Here is a 15,745-nt window from a genome sequence, read left to right as displayed (position 1 = left end):
GCCAGGACAAGCGGCGCTCACTCGCCGGCCACGCCACGCTTTGCGCGGCTCACTCGAGCATGAACAGGCTGCGCCCGCAGAACTGCGCCTCGAACTGGTGGGCAGGCATCGGCCGGCCGAGCAGGTAGCCCTGCACTTCGTCGCACTCGTGGTTGCGCAGGAAGTCGAGCTGCTCCTGGGTCTCCACGCCTTCGGCGATCACCGTCATGTTCAGGCTGTGGGCCATGGCGATGATGGCGCGGGCGATCTGCCCGTCCTGTTCGCCCTGGGGCAGGCCGTCGACGAAGCTGCGGTCGATCTTCAGCACGTCGATGGGGAACTGCTTGAGGTAGTTGAGCGATGAGTAGCCGGTACCGAAGTCGTCGATGGCGATGCACAGGCCGAGGTTCTTCAGGTCCTTGAGGGTCTGCATCGCCGCGCCCACGTCCTGCATGAGGATGCTCTCGGTCAGTTCCAGCTCCAGGCAGGCCGCCGGGATGTTGCAGGCGCTGAGCGTCCGGGCGATGCGCTGGTGCAGATGGCCGTCGCTGAACTGCCGGGCGGAGAGGTTCACCGAGACTTTCGGTACGCGGATCTTGTTGTGGTGCCAGATGTTCATCTGGCGGCAGGCTTCGGCCAGCACCCAGTCGCCAACCTGCACCACCAGGCCGAGCTCTTCCAGAACCGGGATGAAGGCGTCCGGGGCGACCAGGCCGCGCTTGGGATGCTGCCAGCGCAGCAAGGCTTCGACGCCGGTCAGGCGTTTGCCGTTGCCGGAGAACTGCGGCTGGTAGTGGAGCAGGAATTCGCCCTGTTCCAGCGCGTGGCGCAGGTCGCCTTCGAGCTCCAGGCGCTCCAGGGCGCTGGCGTTCATGTCCGCCTGGTAGAACTGGAAGTTGTTCTTGCCGCGCTCCTTGGCGTGGTACATCGCGGTGTCGGCGTTCTTCATCAGTTGGCTCAGCTCGTTGCCATCCTGCGGGCTGAGCGCGATGCCGATACTGGCGGTGACGAAGAACTCGCGGCCTTCCAGCACGAAGGCTCGGGCCAGGCTGGCGAGGATCTGTTCGGCGACGTGGATAGCCCGGTGCAGTGCACCCTGGCGGGTGCTGTTGGATTGCAGCAGCAGGGTGAACTCGTCACCGCCCATGCGCGCCACGGTGTCGTCTTCGCCCACGCAGGCGGCCAGGCGAACCGCCACGTCCTTGAGCATGCGGTCGCCGGCGGCGTGGCCCAGGGAGTCGTTGATCGGCTTGAAACGGTCGAGGTCGAGGAACATCAGCACCACCCATTCGCGATGCCGTTCGGCATGTTGCAGGGCGGTGTGCAGGCGATCCTGGAACAGGGTGCGGTTGGGCAACTGGGTCAGGGCGTCGTAGTAGGCCAGGCGGTGGATACGCTGTTCGCTGGCCTTGCGCTCGCTGATGTCGCTGAAGAAGCACACGTAGCTGACCAGGTCGCCTTCTTCATCATGGACCGCGGTGATGCCCACCCAGGCCGGGAAGTTCTCGCCGTTGCGGCGCTTCAGCCAGATCTCGCCTTCCCAGGTCCCGCGCTGGTTGAGCTGAGCGAGCACGTACTGCAGGTGCTTGCTCTGCTGGCTGTCGGCGGTGAGCATGCCCGGCAGTTGGTCGAGCACCTGCTCGGAGCTGTAGCCGCTGACCCGGCTGAAGGCGTTGTTGACCTGCACGATGTAGCCCGCCGGGTCAGTGACCAGAATCGCCGCGGTGGAGTGTTCGAATACCGTGGCCGCCATGCGCAGGTCTTTCTCGGCGCGGCGCTGCTGGGCGATGTCGCGGCCCACGCCGAGCAGGCCTTCGAAGTGCCCGTTGTCATCCCACATGGGCACCAGGCGCAGCTCGACAGGGATCTTGCGGCCATCGGCGCGCAGGCAGTCGAAGACGAACAGCTGGGGTGTCAGGGTCTGCCGCAGCTCCTGCAGGTGCTGAGGGGTACCGAGGGCGGAGCGAATGCGTTCGAGCAGGGCGTAGATGCCGCCGAGTTGCTGCGGGTTGGTAGCCAGGCCTTCGAAACCATGCTGCTGCACCCACTGCGGTGGATAGCCGAGCACCGTCTGCACCGATGGGCTGATGTAGTTGAGGGTCAGCTGGCTGTCGGTGGAGAAGATCACGTCGCTGATGCTTTCCGCCAGCATGCGGTAGCGCTGTTCGTTGTCGCGCAGCGATTCGTTGCGGGCGATCTGCTCGGTGATGTCCTTGGCCACGCCGATCAGGCGGCTGACCCAGCCATTGGCGTCTCGCGAGAGTGCCTGCTCGGTAATGCTCAGCCAGCGCCATGAGCCGTCGCGATGACGGGCGCGGATCTGCGACTCGAGCAGTACGCCGTTGCTCAGCACGCTTTGCAGGTTGCGCACGCGGCCGTAGAAGTCACTGTCGTCGGGGTGGACGATGTGTTTCCAGAAGCCGTCGCCCTGGGCTTTGACGAAGGCGGGGTCGTAGCCCAGCTTGCTGCCGATGTCATGGTTGCTGAACAGCACGGTACGCGACGGGATGTCGTTGACGTAGAGGGTGTCCGGCACCGCGCGCACCACTTCCGACCAGAAGCGTTCGCGCTCGACCAGCGACAGTTCCATGCGCTTGCGGCTGGTGATGTCGCTGATGCTCAGGGCCACGGCGTGCAGGTCCTGGGGGCTTTCCGGCAGGCGCATCACCAGCCACAGGTGACGAATGATGCCGTTGGCGCCCTCGATATGGCTTTCCAGCTCGAGATGGCCGCCGCCGTCGAGCAGGGCGGCACTGAGCTGGGCACGGAAGCCATCCGGGTTGACGTCGCCACGGTTGATCAGGTGTTCCCAGGCCTGCTCCGGTGTACTGACACCGAGCAGGCGCAGGGCGACCTGGTTGGTTTCGGTGAAGCGCATGTGGCGCAGCAGTTCGCCGTGGCGCTGCGGGTGATTTTTGAGCCAGGGCTGTAGCTGGGCGCCGCTGCTCAGCCCTTCTTCACGCAGGAAGTGGTAGAGCCCGGCGAGGTCGAGTACGCAGAGCGCCGTGCCGGTGCCGTCGAAGATGTCCTGATAGCGGCGCCTGGTTTCCTGCAGCACACGGGTGGCCTGCTGCTCTTCGGTGACGTCGCGCAGCACCCAGACGAAGCCCAGGTGGCGCGCTTCATCGCCCAGATCGCTGCGGGTGATGGTGAACAGGCGCACGTCGCCGTCCTGGCGGATCTCCACCAGGTCCGGGCCGAGGTCGCTGTGAAATGCCGTGGCGTGCAGCAGCAATGGGTCGAGGCGCGGCAGCAGTTCCAGCAGGTGCCATTCGCGAGCATGCCGGTTGGTCAGCCCGAACAGCGCTTCGGCCTGCGGGTTGAGGTAAGTCAGGCGGCCGCCACTATCGGTCACCAGTACCCGTTCTTCGATAACGCCCAGGGCACTGGCAGCCTGGTGCAGGGAGCGCCCCGACGCTGCGTTGAGGGCGTGCAGATTGCTTTGCTCGCGCACCAGGCGGTAGAGGGCGAACAGCGTCAGCAGGCTGCAAAGGGTGAACAGCAGGAACTTGCCGGCCATTTCCGGCAACACCTGGGCCTGCACCTGGCGCTCGTCGAGCAATGCGCGCAGTTGCCAGTCGGAGCCGGGCAGGCCCTGCAGGAGGATGGTCTGCGCCTGATGAGCGGCGGTGACCATTGGATAGTTGCGCTCTCGTGGGCTCACGCCGCGCGAGTCGGCGATCACCCGCTCACTGGAGACATCTTCCAGCAACCAGGGAAAATCGCCCTGCTGGCTGTTCTGCATCCAGCCTTCCAGGGTGTCGGCACTCAGGCGCAGCGCCCAGTAGCCGTCGTCCGTGGGGGCTTGCAGCAGCAGGTAGATGCGTCCTTCGCCCTCGGCATCGAAAGCGTAGTGGTAGCGCTGGTTGGCAGTGCGCCTGGCCATTTCGATCAGCCGCCGCTGGTCGCTGCTCTGCGGTGCGCTGTCGTGCAGCAGCCTGCCGGTGGCGTCCAGGTGGGCGATGCTTTGCAGGGAGGGGAAGACCGCGCGCAGGTTGTCCAGGTAGTGATCGTGCTGATCGACGGCTTCTTCGGGATCGCTGGTGGCATTGAGTACCGCCTGGCCGGCATTGGCCATGGAGCCCATGCTCAGGCTCAACTGCTTGGCCAACTGCTCGCTCACCGCCAGGCTGAGGTCGCGCTGGTTTTCCTTCAACTGGCGGAATTCGAGCTGCAATTGCCAGAGCAGTAGGACCAGAAGCCCAAGCACCAGTACCACCAGTGCGCCTTTGAACGAGCGGCGCATGGGCACGAGCGGAGGGTCGCGGTGGGGGCGCGTGGTCTTGGGCGCTGACACGTGATGAGGTCCTGCGACGGCGGGTCGGGAAGGCAGGTAATGCTGCGAAAAAGGTGTTGAACAGGGGCGTCCGCTTCCCAGGGCGGCTAGCATGCCACAATTGTGGCGAAGTGCCAGCCCAGGCGACGAGTGTCGTGTGTCAACTGGCCCTTTCTCGCTGCTGCAAGATCGCCGAAAATGCCGCTACGTGGGTTCGCCGCAGCTTCTCGAATGATCTCTTCCTTTATAGATGCTGCTGCGCCTGCGCACCAACGCTCCCTGTGGCGTGCCCCGACGCTGTCGAATGGCATAGGCTAGTCTTGCCGTTCCAGCGTGCGGGCTGCCGGGCTTGGTGGCCCTGCGCGACATTTCTCCGTTTGCGTGACGCATCGTCTTCGCATAGGGTGCGCGCCATCGTTGCCATTTATTAGTGAGGTCTGAATTTTGGCTCAATACGTCTACACCATGCATCGGCTGAGCAAGGTCGTGCCGCCGAAGCGCGAGATCCTCAAGAACATTTCCCTGTCGTTCTTCCCGGGTGCCAAGATCGGCGTGCTCGGCCTGAACGGTGCGGGTAAGTCGACCCTGCTGCGCATCATGGCCGGGGTAGACACCGAGTTCGACGGCGAAGCCCGTCCGATGCCGGATATCAATGTCGGCTACCTGCCGCAGGAGCCGCAGCTCGACCCGAACAAGACCGTGCGTGAAGCGGTGGAAGAAGCCGTGAGCGGCATCAAGGACGCCCAAGCGCGCCTCGATGAGGTGTACGCCGCCTACGCCGAGCCGGATGCCGACTTCGACAAGCTGGCCGCCGAACAGGCCAAGCTGGAGGCCATCCTGCAGGCCAGCGATGGCCACAACCTGGAGCGTCAACTGGAAGTCGCTGCCGATGCCCTGCGTCTGCCGGCCTGGGACGCCAGGATCGAGCACCTGTCCGGTGGTGAGAAGCGTCGTGTGGCCCTGTGCCGCCTGCTGCTGTCGGCCCCCGACATGCTGCTGCTGGACGAACCGACCAACCACCTGGACGCCGACTCCGTGGCCTGGCTGGAGCGTTTCCTCCACGACTTCCCGGGTACCGTGGTCGCCATTACCCACGACCGTTACTTCCTCGACAACGTCGCCGGCTGGATTCTCGAACTCGACCGCGGCGCGGGCATCCCGTACGAAGGCAACTACTCCGGCTGGCTGGAGGCGAAATCGTCCCGTCTGGCCCAGGAGTCCAAGCAGCAGTCGGCCCACGAGAAGGCCATGAAGGAAGAGCTGGAGTGGGTGCGCAAAGGCGCCAAGGCCCGCCAGTCGAAATCCAAGGCTCGTCTGCAACGCTTCGAGGAAATGCAGTCCCAGGAATTCCAGAAACGCGCCGAGACCAACGAAATCTACATCCCGGCCGGGCCGCGCCTGGGTGACAAGGTCATCGAGTTCAAGAACGTCACCAAGGGCTATGGCGACCGCGTGCTGGTCGAGGACCTGTCGTTCAGCGTACCCAAGGGCGCCATCGTCGGCGTGATCGGCGGTAACGGTGCCGGTAAGTCGACCCTGTTCCGCATGCTGATGGGCAAGGAGACTCCGGACTCCGGCAGCATCGAGATCGGCGACACCGTGCAACTGGCCTGCGTGGACCAGAGCCGCGACGACCTGGACGGCAGCAAGTCGGTCTGGGAAGCGGTTTCCGATGGCCTGGATCAAATCAAGATCGGCAACTACGAGGTGCCGTCCCGTGGTTACGTGGGGCGTTTCAACTTCAAGGGCGCTGACCAGCAGAAGTTCGTCAAGGACCTCTCCGGTGGTGAGCGTGGCCGCCTGCACCTGGCCCTGACCCTGAAGGAGGGCGCCAACGTCCTGCTGCTCGACGAACCGTCCAACGACCTCGACGTGGAAACCCTGCGTTCGCTGGAAGACGCACTGCTGGACTTCCCTGGCGCCGCCATCGTGATTTCTCACGATCGCTGGTTCCTGGACCGCGTGGCGACCCACATCCTCTCCTACGAGGACGATGGCGTGCTGTTCTTCGAGGGCAACTACACCGAGTACGAAGCCGACCGCAAGAAGCGCCTCGGCGACGCCGCTGCCCAGCCACACCGGGTACGGCACAAGAAACTGGCGCAGTAAGCGCTGCTGTAGAAAACGGAGCCTCAGGGCTCCGTTTTTTATGCGTGCATTTCGAGCCTGGAGCCTATTTCCGACTTTTCGATGCAATCTCAAGTGCAGTGGCCGCAGAGCGGGAAACGGACATTGGTGTATTGCTTGTGGGAGCGGGCCATGCCCGCGAAAAATCACGGGCATGGCCCGTTCCCACGATTAATGTCCGGATGACCGTTTCTGTTTCGTCACCGTCGAGCCATGGGCATACGAACTGCAGTCGAGGTTCGCGATCTTCGACGAAATGCCCTGTGCGATGACCGAGGGGAGTGCGCGGCCATTCGGCTCAGGTACCTGTGGGAGCGCGCCATGCGCGCGAAGCGTCACGGGTATGGCCCGTTCCCACGATCAATCGCTGGATGACCGTTTCTGTTTGTCACCATCGAACCATGGGCATACGAACTCCAGTCGAGGTTCGCGATCTTCGACGAAATGCCCTGCGCAATGACCGAGGGGAGTGCGCGGCCATTCGGCTCAGGTATCTGTGGGAGCGCGCCATGCGCGCAAAGCGTCACGGGCATGGCCCGTTCCCACGATCAATGTCCGGATGACCGTTTCTGTTTTGTCACCGTCGAGCCATGGCATACGAACTCCAGTCGAGGTTCGTGACCTTCGACGAAATACCCTGTGCGATGACCGAAAAGTGACGCGCGCGGCCATTCGGCTCAGGTACCTGTGGGAGCGCGCCATGCGCGCGAAGCATCACGGGCATGGCCCGTTCCCCCGATCAATCGCTGGATGACCGTTTCTGCTTTATCACCATCGAGCCATGGGCATACGAACTCCAGTCGAGGTTCGTGATCTTCGACGAAATACCCTGTGCGATGACCGAGGGGAGTGCGCGGCCATTCGGCTCAGGTACCTGTGGGAGCGCGCCATGCCCGCGAAGCGTCACGGGCATGGCCCGTTCCCACGATCAATGTCCGGATGACCGTTTCTGCTTTATCACCATCGAGCCATGGGCATACGAACTCCAGTCGAGGTTCGTGATCTTCGACGAAATACCCTGCGCAATGACCGAAAAGTGGCGCGCGCGGCCATTCGGCTCAGGTACCTGTGGGAGCGGGCCATGCCCGCGAAAAATCACGGGCATGGCCCGTTCCCACGATCAATCGCTGGATGACCGTTTCTGTTTTGTCACCGTCGAGCCATGGGCATACGAACTCCAGTCGAGGTTCGCGACCTTCGACGAAATGCCTGCGCAATGACCGAAAAGTGACGCGCGCGGCCATTCGGCTCAGGTACCTGTGGGAGCGGGCCATGCCCGCGAAAAATCACGGGCATGGCCCGTTCCCACGATCAATCGCTGGATGACCGTTTCTGTTTTGTCACCGTCGAGCCATGGGCATACGAACTCCACCCTATGTTCTGGAGCAGGATCCAGGTTCCTACGCTCGGCTGCTGACCTCGACCCGCAGTGCCTTGTCCGTTGGCGTGCAACTGACGGTCACCGGGCAGAAGGCCTCGATCACCTGGATATTGCTTTGCAGGTGCTCGCTCAGGTGCGTGGTGGTGAAGCTGCCCGCACCCGCCAGTGCCATGGGCAGCAAGAGCTGGTCGGCTAGGTGCTCGGCTACCGCCGCCTCGCTGGCAAGCCATTGACGCAGCGGTTCGATGGCCCGGTCAGCGACCGCTTCGGCCCGCACGCTGGTCTGTCCGAAGGCGCAGAACTGTTCCGTCAGGTTCTCGCAGGCCACCGTCAGCATGAGGATGTTGCCGGGACCGTGACTGTGATCCAGCCAGGTGCAGTGCAGATCCTCGTCCGCCCACTTCAGGCGCTTGCCGACACGCTCCAGTTCGCGCTCACCGACATGCCCGGCGATCCCGGCCAGCAGCACCTGTGCGTGCTGCCCGGTTATCGCACCGCGTTCGGTCAGGTGCAGCGGCAGCAGTTGCGAGGGCTGAATGAAGGCCTCCAGTTCGCCTCCACCGGCCGGCACGAAACCGTGGCGGTGCAATTGCAGTTCGACCTGCGCGCCCATGCGCCGCAGCAGCGGCAGCCAGGCCTGATCGAGAAAGTCGAAAGGCGGTGCCGCCGGGTTGTGGGTACCACCACTGATATGTACGCGGCTCGGTTCGGCGGCACGCAGCAGGGCGGGCAGAATGGTCTGCAGCACCAGGGTGCAACTGCCCGCCGAGCCGATGGCGAAGCGGTAGTCACCGCCGCGCACTGCCTGCGGGCGGAAGGTCAGGGTAGTGGCGTGCATCTGCGCACCCTCGACCTCGGCCGTGCTGATCTGCGCGGCAGCCAGTACGGCGGTCAAGTGCTGACGCAGCAGGCCCGGCCGGCTGCGCTTGGCGCGGATGTTGTGAATACGCAATGGCGTGCCGGTAATCATCGACAGGCTCAGCGCGGTGCGCAGCACCTGGCCGCCGCCGATGGCGCCATCCAGTTCGAGAATGTCCTTGTTCATCTGTGAATCCTTTGATCGTTCCCACGCTCCGCGTGGGAATACCTATCGGGACGCTCCGCGTCCCACTCAGCGGTAGGCTGGGTCGAGCAGGCGACACCCGAGATATCGCCCTGGGTATCGCTTCGCTCGACCCGGGTAAAGAACGCGGCTCAGGCGTAGTGCCTGACCATCTCGCGCAGGTATTCATCCAGCACGCGGCTGCCCGACTCGCAGGCGTACAGCACCTTGACGTTGCGCTCGCGCTCGACGCGTTGCAGCCCTTCAAGCACCCGCTCGCGCATGGCGTCGCTGAGGGGGTGGCGTTCTTCCGTTGCCATGTCCATTTCCTTTCTTCATTACGCGCTTAACGCAATCGTTCGGAACTGCCTTTCAATACAAGTCCATCGGCTTCAAGTCGTTCGACACGCTGCAGTAACGCTGCTCGTTCGCCCTTCGAGGTTGTCGGGTCGACCATCAGGTATTGTTTGCTGCACCAGACGCTCAGTTGCTCCAGCCAATACCCTTGTTCTTCAGGGATTCTATCCAGGCGTATCAACAGGTACTTCAGTTGCTGCCAGCGTGGCCGCATCCCGAGTATTGCCGCACGCCGCCTGTTGGTTAGCTCATACCATCCATGATCCAGCCTGGCGTCGAGTTCGCTGGCCAGCTCGTTCCAGTCCTGCGAACTCAAGCGCTCTACCGCTTTGGCGAACACCTTGTCGCAGGCGTCATCCAGTGCTACCAACTGCCTCGATAGATCCGCCTGTTTCAGGCTCTCGACAGCAGCTAGACGCACGCTGCTCATGGGCGCCTGCTGGGCCTGGTCTTTCCAGCGGTCGTCCAGGTCGACCGCCAGCTCGCAAGCCAGGCCAAGCAACCCTAGCCATTCGCGCTTGTTGGCTGGCGTCCGCTGGTCGAGGCGGGCACCCAGTACTTCGCGTGCGTCGATCTGCCAGCGTGGAGCAGCCCAGCGTGCCAGGTTGCGTACTGCAGGTGACGCATCCAGCAGCGCTTGGCGCAGCAATGGGCGTGGGTCATCGAGCGACGTCAGCAGATACCGCAAGGCATTGACCCGAACACTGGCGCCCGGTGTCGCTAAAGCCCTCAGCAACAATGGACGCGCCAGATCCGCTGGCAGCATCTGGCAGGCCGACACCGCCATTTGTCGTACTGTCATCTCACGATGCACCAGTGCCTTGCCGAGCAGGCTGGTTGGCTCGTCGCTTGCTTCCAGCAACAGCTCGAAAAGAAACCGGGCGCTTTTGCCGTGCTGTACGAGGAATGCTGCCAGCACCGCATCGCGCACTTCGGGCCCCTGCAACACCGTGCGCGCTGCCTCCAGCATTTTGCTGTGATCGGCGCGGTGACGTTCTGCAAGCGCCATCAGGGGCTGCAGGGCATACAGCAACGTTGGCGCATGCTCGGACATAAGATATTGCCGTACGCCGGCATTGGCCTGCTGGCGTACCGGCGGTACCCAGTCGTTGACCCGTTCGAGCAGGGCAGCCAAAGCTGCTGGCGACGGCAACTCGCGCAGTTCACGCACCGCGATCTCGCGCACGAAGCCATTGCCGTGACTGCTCAGCGTTAGCCAGTCGGCGTCGTCCTTGCAGCCTGCGAGGACTTCCAATGCTTCGCGGTGACGATAGTTTTCCCAATAATTATCGGAAGCCGGGCGGCTGTTCAGCCACTGCAGCCAGTCTTTCAGATGTTTCATATTCTCTATCCTTTCACGCACACCACCTGACGCAGGGTGTGCATGATTTCTACCAGCTCGCGCTGGGCGTCCATGACATGGTCGAGCTTTGTGGGCCATCGATCGGTCCCACGCTCCGCGGTGGCCTGGGTCGAGCAAAGCGACACCCGAGATATCGCCCCGGGTATCGCTTCGCTCGACCCGGGTCAAGAACGCGGCTCAGGCGTAGTGCCTGACCATCTCGCGCAGGTAGTCATCCAGCATGCCGCTGTCCGCCTTGGTGCGCGGCAGTTTCGGCACCGGCCGTTCCAGCTGCGCCTCGATAAAGCCGTGCAGGGCCGTGCGCCGAGGGCCATAGGCCGACTCATCGGCCCTGCGCTTGAGGGCCAGCAGTTCGTCGACTTCCTCCAGCAGTGCACGGTCGTCCACCGTCTGCAGCAGGTCGGCGAAGGTCATTGGCGGCCGGCCGCGACCCTGGTCGATCCAGCGTACGGCCAGCAGCGGGCGCAGCACGTAGAAGTACTTCTTGAAACGCACCGACTCGCCTTGCAGGTAGCCACGAAAGTTCTTCTTGGCCATCGACAGGTAGTGGTTGCGCGCTGCCGGCGGGCTGTAGAACCGTTCGGCCAGTTCGCGCAGCCGCACCGTGGCGTCGCCTTCCTGGCGATACACCAGGGGCGAGTCCAGCCACTCCAGCAACGTGGGGTTGGATTTGCGCAACAGCCCGAGGGTCTTGCGCAGCTCCCAGCCACTGACGTCCAGCTCGTCATCCAGTGGACGCTCGATCACGTCACGGCCTTCATCGACCTGGACGAACCAGTCCGGCTTTTCCACGTAGACGAAGCGCACGTCATAGTCACTATCGGTCGAAGCGAACCCCCAGGCGCGGCTGCCCGATTCGCAGGCGTACAGCACCTTGACGTTGCGCTCGCGCTCGACCCGTTCGAGTTCAGCCAGTACCCGAGCGCGCATGGCGTCGCTGAGGGGGTGGCGTTGTTGCATGTCCATGTGTTCGATCCTTGTCTAATCCGTCGCGCTGGCGGCCAGCGCGGACAATGTTCGGCGTCGCGGGTTGTACAGTGTGAGGCACCAGATGCCCCACCATTCCTTGCCGTCGTCGAAGTAGCTGCTCCAACTGCTGCGCTGCGGTTCGACGTCTGCATTGCCGACCCAGTCGAACACCTGCAGTCCCTCGTCGGGGTGCAGCTTCAGCATCTGCAGCCACTCGCGGAAGTCCGTCACCTGCAGCCCGGTCCCGTAGGGAGGATCGCGGAAGTTTCGGCACAGCAGGCCGTCGTCGCTGATCAATTCACGCACGTCATCAGCCGTAAGCACCTGCGGGCGAGCCTGGGCCAGATTCGCTGGCACAGGTTGCCAGCGCTGCTCGGCATAGCGGGGCTCGCGTGCAATCAGCTCCTGCCGCCAAATTCGTGCGCGCTCCTCAATGGTCTCGAAGAGCATCTGCAGCGCCAGGCGATGTTCCGCTTCGCCTGGCGTGGCGGTTGGGTCGAGCGTTGCCACCGCGAAGTCAAAGACGCAGCCCGCCTGTTCCAGGCGGGTGCGCAGTTCATCGAGTCGCTGGTTTCGTACGGGTTGCAGCATGTCCTCACCTCATCCTTTCACGCACACCACCTGACGCAGGGTGTGCATGACTTCTACCAGCTCGCGCTGGGCGTCCATGACATGGTCGATGTCCTTGTAGGCCATCGGGATTTCGTCGATCACGTCGGCGTCCTTGCGGCATTCGACGTGGGCCGTGGCCTTGATCTGGTCGGCCACGGTGAACAGCTTCTTGGCCTTGGTGCGGCTCATGGTTCGGCCGGCGCCGTGGCTGCAGGAGCAGAACGCTTCCTCGTTACCCAGCCCGCGCACGATGAAGCTCTTGGCGCCCATCGAGCCAGGGATGATGCCCAGTTCGCCCTTCTTGGCGGACACCGCCCCCTTGCGCGTTACCAGTACCTCTTCACCGAAGTGGCGCTCCTTCTGCACGTAGTTGTGGTGGCAGTTGACCGCTTCCAGGGCGACTTCGAACGGTTTGGCGATGACGCCCCGGGCCGCTGCGATCACCGCATGCATCATCAATGCACGGTTCTGCTTGGCGAAGTCCTGGGCCCAGCCCACCGCTTCCACGTAGTCGGCGAAGTGCTGGCTGCCTTCTTCGAAGTAGGCCAGGTCGCGATCCGGCAGGTTGGCGATGTGCTGGCGCATATCGGCCTGGGCCAGTTCGATGAACAGGTTGCCGATGGCGTTACCCACACCGCGCGATCCGCTGTGCAGCATGAACCAGACCCGGTTGGCTTCGTCCAGGCAGACCTCGATGAAGTGGTTACCGGTTCCCAGCGTTCCCAGGTGCTTGCGGTTGTTGGTCTTCTCCAGTTTCGGGTATTTGTCGGTGATCACCTTGAAGCGATCGCTCAGCGCCGACCAGGCGTGATCCGCCAGGTCCGGTACGTTTTCCCAGGCACCACGGTCGCGACCGGCGCGGGTGTTGCTGCGGCCATGGGGAACGGCTTTCTCGATGGCGGCGCGCAGCCCGGCCAGGTTGTCCGGCAGGTCGGTGGCAGTCAGCGAGGTACGTGCGGCGATCATCCCGCAGCCGATATCCACGCCGACCGCAGCCGGGATGATGGCGCCGATGGTGGGAATCACGCTGCCGATGGTCGAGCCCTTACCCAGGTGCACATCCGGCATCACGGCCAGGTGCTTGAAGATGAAGGGCATCTTCGCGGTGTTCATCAGTTGCTGGCGGGCCTCTTCCTCGACCGGAACGCCTTGCGTCCACAGTTTGATCGGCTTGCCGTTGGCGACTTCCAGCAGGTTGTAGGTCTTGGTTTGCATCATCATTCACTCGTATTCGTGCTGGCCGTGCCAGCGTTCGCAGTGCGGCGACAATCGTTGGTGAAACATGCGCGTTGCTCTATCCAGTTGAGCTACCCGTAGCCGGGGCGGGAGTCGAACCCGCAACCTTCACGTTCTGTAGTTCCACCGGCATTCGCCGGATCAATCAAAAAGTGGAGGCTAAGCCTCCGTGCAGCGACAAGTTCAGCGGGCATGCGCTCTGCCAGATGAGCGTCTTGCTTTCGCAAGGTGGGATTCGAACCCACAGTTCCGATGGAATGCCCGGCCGCATTCGCTGCGTTGTTTAAAGATGCGACGACAAAGGTGGTGAAACGTATTTTCGTGTTCTGCCATTGAACTACGGCCCCCCAGTGATGGAGCCGACGGGATTCGAACCCGCATCTCGACCGTGGAAGGGTGTAGTTCCACCGGCATTCGTCGCAAAACCGTTGAATCAGGTGGCACGACAAGATGAGTGACTGTTCCGTGTTGCCACGGGCGGGAATCGAACCCGCTTAACCGATGTACAGCCACTGGCATTCGTGCCTTTCGCTCGCATTCGACAAGTGTGTGACGAGACGCCTTGGATGTAGTCCCATCGGCATTCGTATGCGCTCGAAATCGTTGATCTTGTACGCCCAGCCCTCATTGGCTGGGTGCGTTCTCATATCTCCATCTGCTCGATGGCGTCTACCCAGTGGGCTGCGCCATAGGTACCGTTGGCGAACTGTGCCACCACATCGAACACCGCGTCGCTGAAGCCGCCGACATTCAGGATGTCTGCACGATCCGGCGCCTGGGTGGTGCCATGGGGCTGCAGGTCGATGCAGATCAACCGCGCTTGCGGGTTGAGGTGCTTGATCCGTTCCCATTGCCGCAGGGTTTGCGTGGCGCCATGACGTCGGGCGTCGATCCAGGATTCGTTGTCGGAAACCAGAATCAATGTATCCACCCGGGCCTTGGCGTCCGCCAATTGTTGCAGGGGGGCCGAGCAACTGGTTCCGCCGCCACCGATTGCCGCCAGTTTCTGGGCATTGCTCATCACGCTGTCACGCGGGTTGAGCGTTACCTTCACCACCTTGTTCTCGAACGGCAGCACCTGGGCATGCGGTTGCTTGCGCAGGATAGCCGCTGCCACCAGTGCCGCGACGTCGATGCAGCGCACCGCCGTGGTCGCACCCTGGCGGTAGCCGGTTACCGGGCTCGCCATCGAACCCGACACATCCGGGCAGACCACCACGTTGCCGCTCAGCACCGGCACGTTGGCCAGCGACAGCTCCAAGGCATCCTGCAGCGCTTCGCGCACCACCAGCGGTACTTCGCTGCTGGCCATGCGGTAGGCCGCCAGCAGCTGGTAGGGGTAAACCCGCGCCTTGGCCACCGCCTCTGCGTCGGCCAGCCGTGCGGCGACGATCTCCGCGCAACCCCTGATCTCGAATGCGCCATGGCGCAGCAGCGTGTTCAGGTTCATGCGCAGTGCCTGCCAGCCCATACGTCCTGCCAGTTCGGCCCATTGCGCCTTGTTCAGCGTCTCGTTACCGAGCAACTGGAATGGCACGTCCGGCAGTTCGCTGCTGGTGCCGCTGCGAAACGCCAGCAGGGAGCGGGTCAGCGGTGGCAGCGCAGCGACATCCGCCGGTTTGCCGATCAGCCAGGCGAAGAACGCCTCGCGCCATGTTTCTGCCGGCTTGGGGTGAACCATCTTCACCACGTCTGCCAGGGAGGGCTGGTTGCCGATCGCCGCCTGCAGCAGTTGGCGCTCGCTGGCCGTGTTGAGCCAGTTCTGCACCAGTCGCTTGGGCTGCGAGCCCAGGGATTTACGCCCGGTCACACCGCTACGCAGGATCTGCACGAAGGTGCGCAGCATCTTGCCGTTATCCACCACCTCGGCGAACAGCGCCGGTACCAGGCTCGAACGTTGCGCCGCCAGGGCAGCCAGCAGCAGGGCGGGCATGTCCTTCATGTGGCCTTTCTTGCGGGCATACAGGGCGGCCTTGGCCACGTAGCGGCTATCCAGTTGAGCGACCAGCGCCAGCACGTCGGCCAGTTGGGTCTCGGCCGCGGCGTAGTAGGTCTGGTTCAGGCAGCCGGTTACCGCCAGTTGCGCCAGTTTGTGCTTGGGCTTGTAGGTATAAGCCGGAGCCTGTGCCTTGTTCAGCGTATCGCTGGTTGGCAGGTGCGCTTCCTGGGTATTGAACAGCTTGAAGTTGGCCATCTTGGCGTCTCGCTCTGTGTTTCCGTGTTGCCAGAGCTATTGCAGTCGCTGTGCCAGCTTTTCGTTTTTTGCGCTTATTTAATTTCAAATAACTGATTTACAAGGATTTAAATTTATTTTTTGAGGATTATTTGACGAAGCGATTGGTGGGTTATCTCTGATTTTTATAGATGAATGGATAGTGTTTTATATTTTTAGATAAAATTTGA

9 protein-coding genes, 1 tRNA gene and 1 pseudogene are annotated in these 15,745 nt (G+C 62.9%); 2 read left to right on the top strand and 9 right to left on the bottom strand.

What is annotated here, in order from left to right:
• Positions 1 to 49 precede the first annotated feature (49 nt).
• Positions 50 to 4,276, bottom strand: a complete 4,227-nt coding sequence (locus tag QRN22_RS02075) for a sensor domain-containing protein (protein WP_502945143.1) — start codon at positions 4,274 to 4,276, stop codon at positions 50 to 52.
• A 423-nt stretch (positions 4,277 to 4,699) separates the two neighbouring features.
• Here QRN22_RS02075 and ettA point away from each other — a divergent pair, with 423 nt between their 5' ends.
• Both ettA and QRN22_RS02065 read left to right on the top strand, forming a co-directional pair.
• The gene (ettA, locus tag QRN22_RS02070) at positions 4,700 to 6,364 is read left to right on the top strand and encodes an energy-dependent translational throttle protein EttA (protein ID WP_042554753.1); all 1,665 of its coding nucleotides are present in this window, start codon (positions 4,700 to 4,702) and stop codon (positions 6,362 to 6,364) included.
• Between the two features lie 740 nt (positions 6,365 to 7,104).
• Entirely contained in the window at positions 7,105 to 7,602 is a 498-nt protein-coding gene (locus tag QRN22_RS02065) for a hypothetical protein (RefSeq protein ID WP_285401068.1), read from the top strand.
• 180 nt (positions 7,603 to 7,782) lie between these two features.
• On the opposite strand, the gene rtcA is transcribed toward QRN22_RS02065, so the two are convergent.
• The 8 genes and pseudogenes from rtcA to QRN22_RS02025 all read right to left on the bottom strand — a co-directional run bounded on the left by rtcA (position 7,783) and on the right by QRN22_RS02025 (position 15,536).
• The gene (gene rtcA / locus QRN22_RS02060) at positions 7,783 to 8,808 is read right to left on the bottom strand and encodes an RNA 3'-terminal phosphate cyclase (protein WP_042554755.1); all 1,026 of its coding nucleotides are present in this window, start codon (positions 8,806 to 8,808) and stop codon (positions 7,783 to 7,785) included.
• Positions 8,809 to 9,002: 194 nt separating this feature from the next.
• Positions 9,003 to 9,125, bottom strand: a pseudogene (locus tag QRN22_RS02055) (DNA polymerase beta superfamily protein); the annotation flags it as partial.
• 26 nt (positions 9,126 to 9,151) lie between these two features.
• The gene (locus QRN22_RS02050) at positions 9,152 to 10,603 is read right to left on the bottom strand and encodes a PBS lyase (RefSeq protein ID WP_231570189.1); all 1,452 of its coding nucleotides are present in this window, start codon (positions 10,601 to 10,603) and stop codon (positions 9,152 to 9,154) included.
• A gap of 99 nt (positions 10,604 to 10,702) precedes the next feature.
• Positions 10,703 to 11,491, bottom strand: coding sequence for a nucleotidyltransferase domain-containing protein (locus tag QRN22_RS02045; protein ID WP_042554757.1), 789 nt, complete (start codon positions 11,489 to 11,491; stop codon positions 10,703 to 10,705).
• A 15-nt stretch (positions 11,492 to 11,506) separates the two neighbouring features.
• Complete coding sequence (locus tag QRN22_RS02040) at positions 11,507 to 12,085, bottom strand: hypothetical protein (RefSeq protein ID WP_042554758.1); 579 nt, start codon at positions 12,083 to 12,085, stop codon at positions 11,507 to 11,509.
• Positions 12,086 to 12,094: 9 nt separating this feature from the next.
• Positions 12,095 to 13,321 carry an RtcB family protein gene (locus tag QRN22_RS02035; RefSeq protein WP_042554981.1) on the bottom strand — a complete coding sequence of 409 codons (1,227 nt, stop codon included), beginning with the start codon at positions 13,319 to 13,321 and terminating at the stop codon, positions 12,095 to 12,097.
• Positions 13,322 to 13,562: 241 nt separating this feature from the next.
• A tRNA-OTHER gene (locus tag QRN22_RS02030) sits at positions 13,563 to 13,685 on the bottom strand.
• 300 nt (positions 13,686 to 13,985) lie between these two features.
• Positions 13,986 to 15,536 (bottom strand): vWA domain-containing protein, encoded by a 1,551-nt coding sequence (locus QRN22_RS02025; RefSeq protein WP_042554759.1) that lies wholly within the window; start codon positions 15,534 to 15,536, stop codon positions 13,986 to 13,988.
• Positions 15,537 to 15,745: the final 209 nt, after the last annotated feature.

Origin of the sequence: Pseudomonas sp. MEJ086, from assembly GCF_030209025.1 — a bacterium.
GTDB classification, from domain to species: domain Bacteria; phylum Pseudomonadota; class Gammaproteobacteria; order Pseudomonadales; family Pseudomonadaceae; genus Aquipseudomonas; species Aquipseudomonas fulva_A.
The sequence above is the reverse complement of the archived record's forward strand: the minus strand, read 5'-3'. Positions and strand labels throughout refer to the sequence as shown.

Coding starts and splice junctions, on each gene's coding strand:
- QRN22_RS02065 (WP_285401068.1), top strand. CDS start 7,105: ATGGCCCGTTCCCCCGATCAATCGCTGGATGACCGTTTCTGCTTTATC.
- rtcA (WP_042554755.1), bottom strand. CDS start 8,808: ATGAACAAGGACATTCTCGAACTGGATGGCGCCATCGGCGGCGGCCAG.
- QRN22_RS02050 (WP_231570189.1), bottom strand. CDS start 10,603: ATGGCCCACAAAGCTCGACCATGTCATGGACGCCCAGCGCGAGCTGGT.
- QRN22_RS02045 (WP_042554757.1), bottom strand. CDS start 11,491: ATGGACATGCAACAACGCCACCCCCTCAGCGACGCCATGCGCGCTCGG.
- QRN22_RS02040 (WP_042554758.1), bottom strand. CDS start 12,085: ATGCTGCAACCCGTACGAAACCAGCGACTCGATGAACTGCGCACCCGC.
- QRN22_RS02035 (WP_042554981.1), bottom strand. CDS start 13,321: ATGCAAACCAAGACCTACAACCTGCTGGAAGTCGCCAACGGCAAGCCG.
- QRN22_RS02025 (WP_042554759.1), bottom strand. CDS start 15,536: ATGGCCAACTTCAAGCTGTTCAATACCCAGGAAGCGCACCTGCCAACC.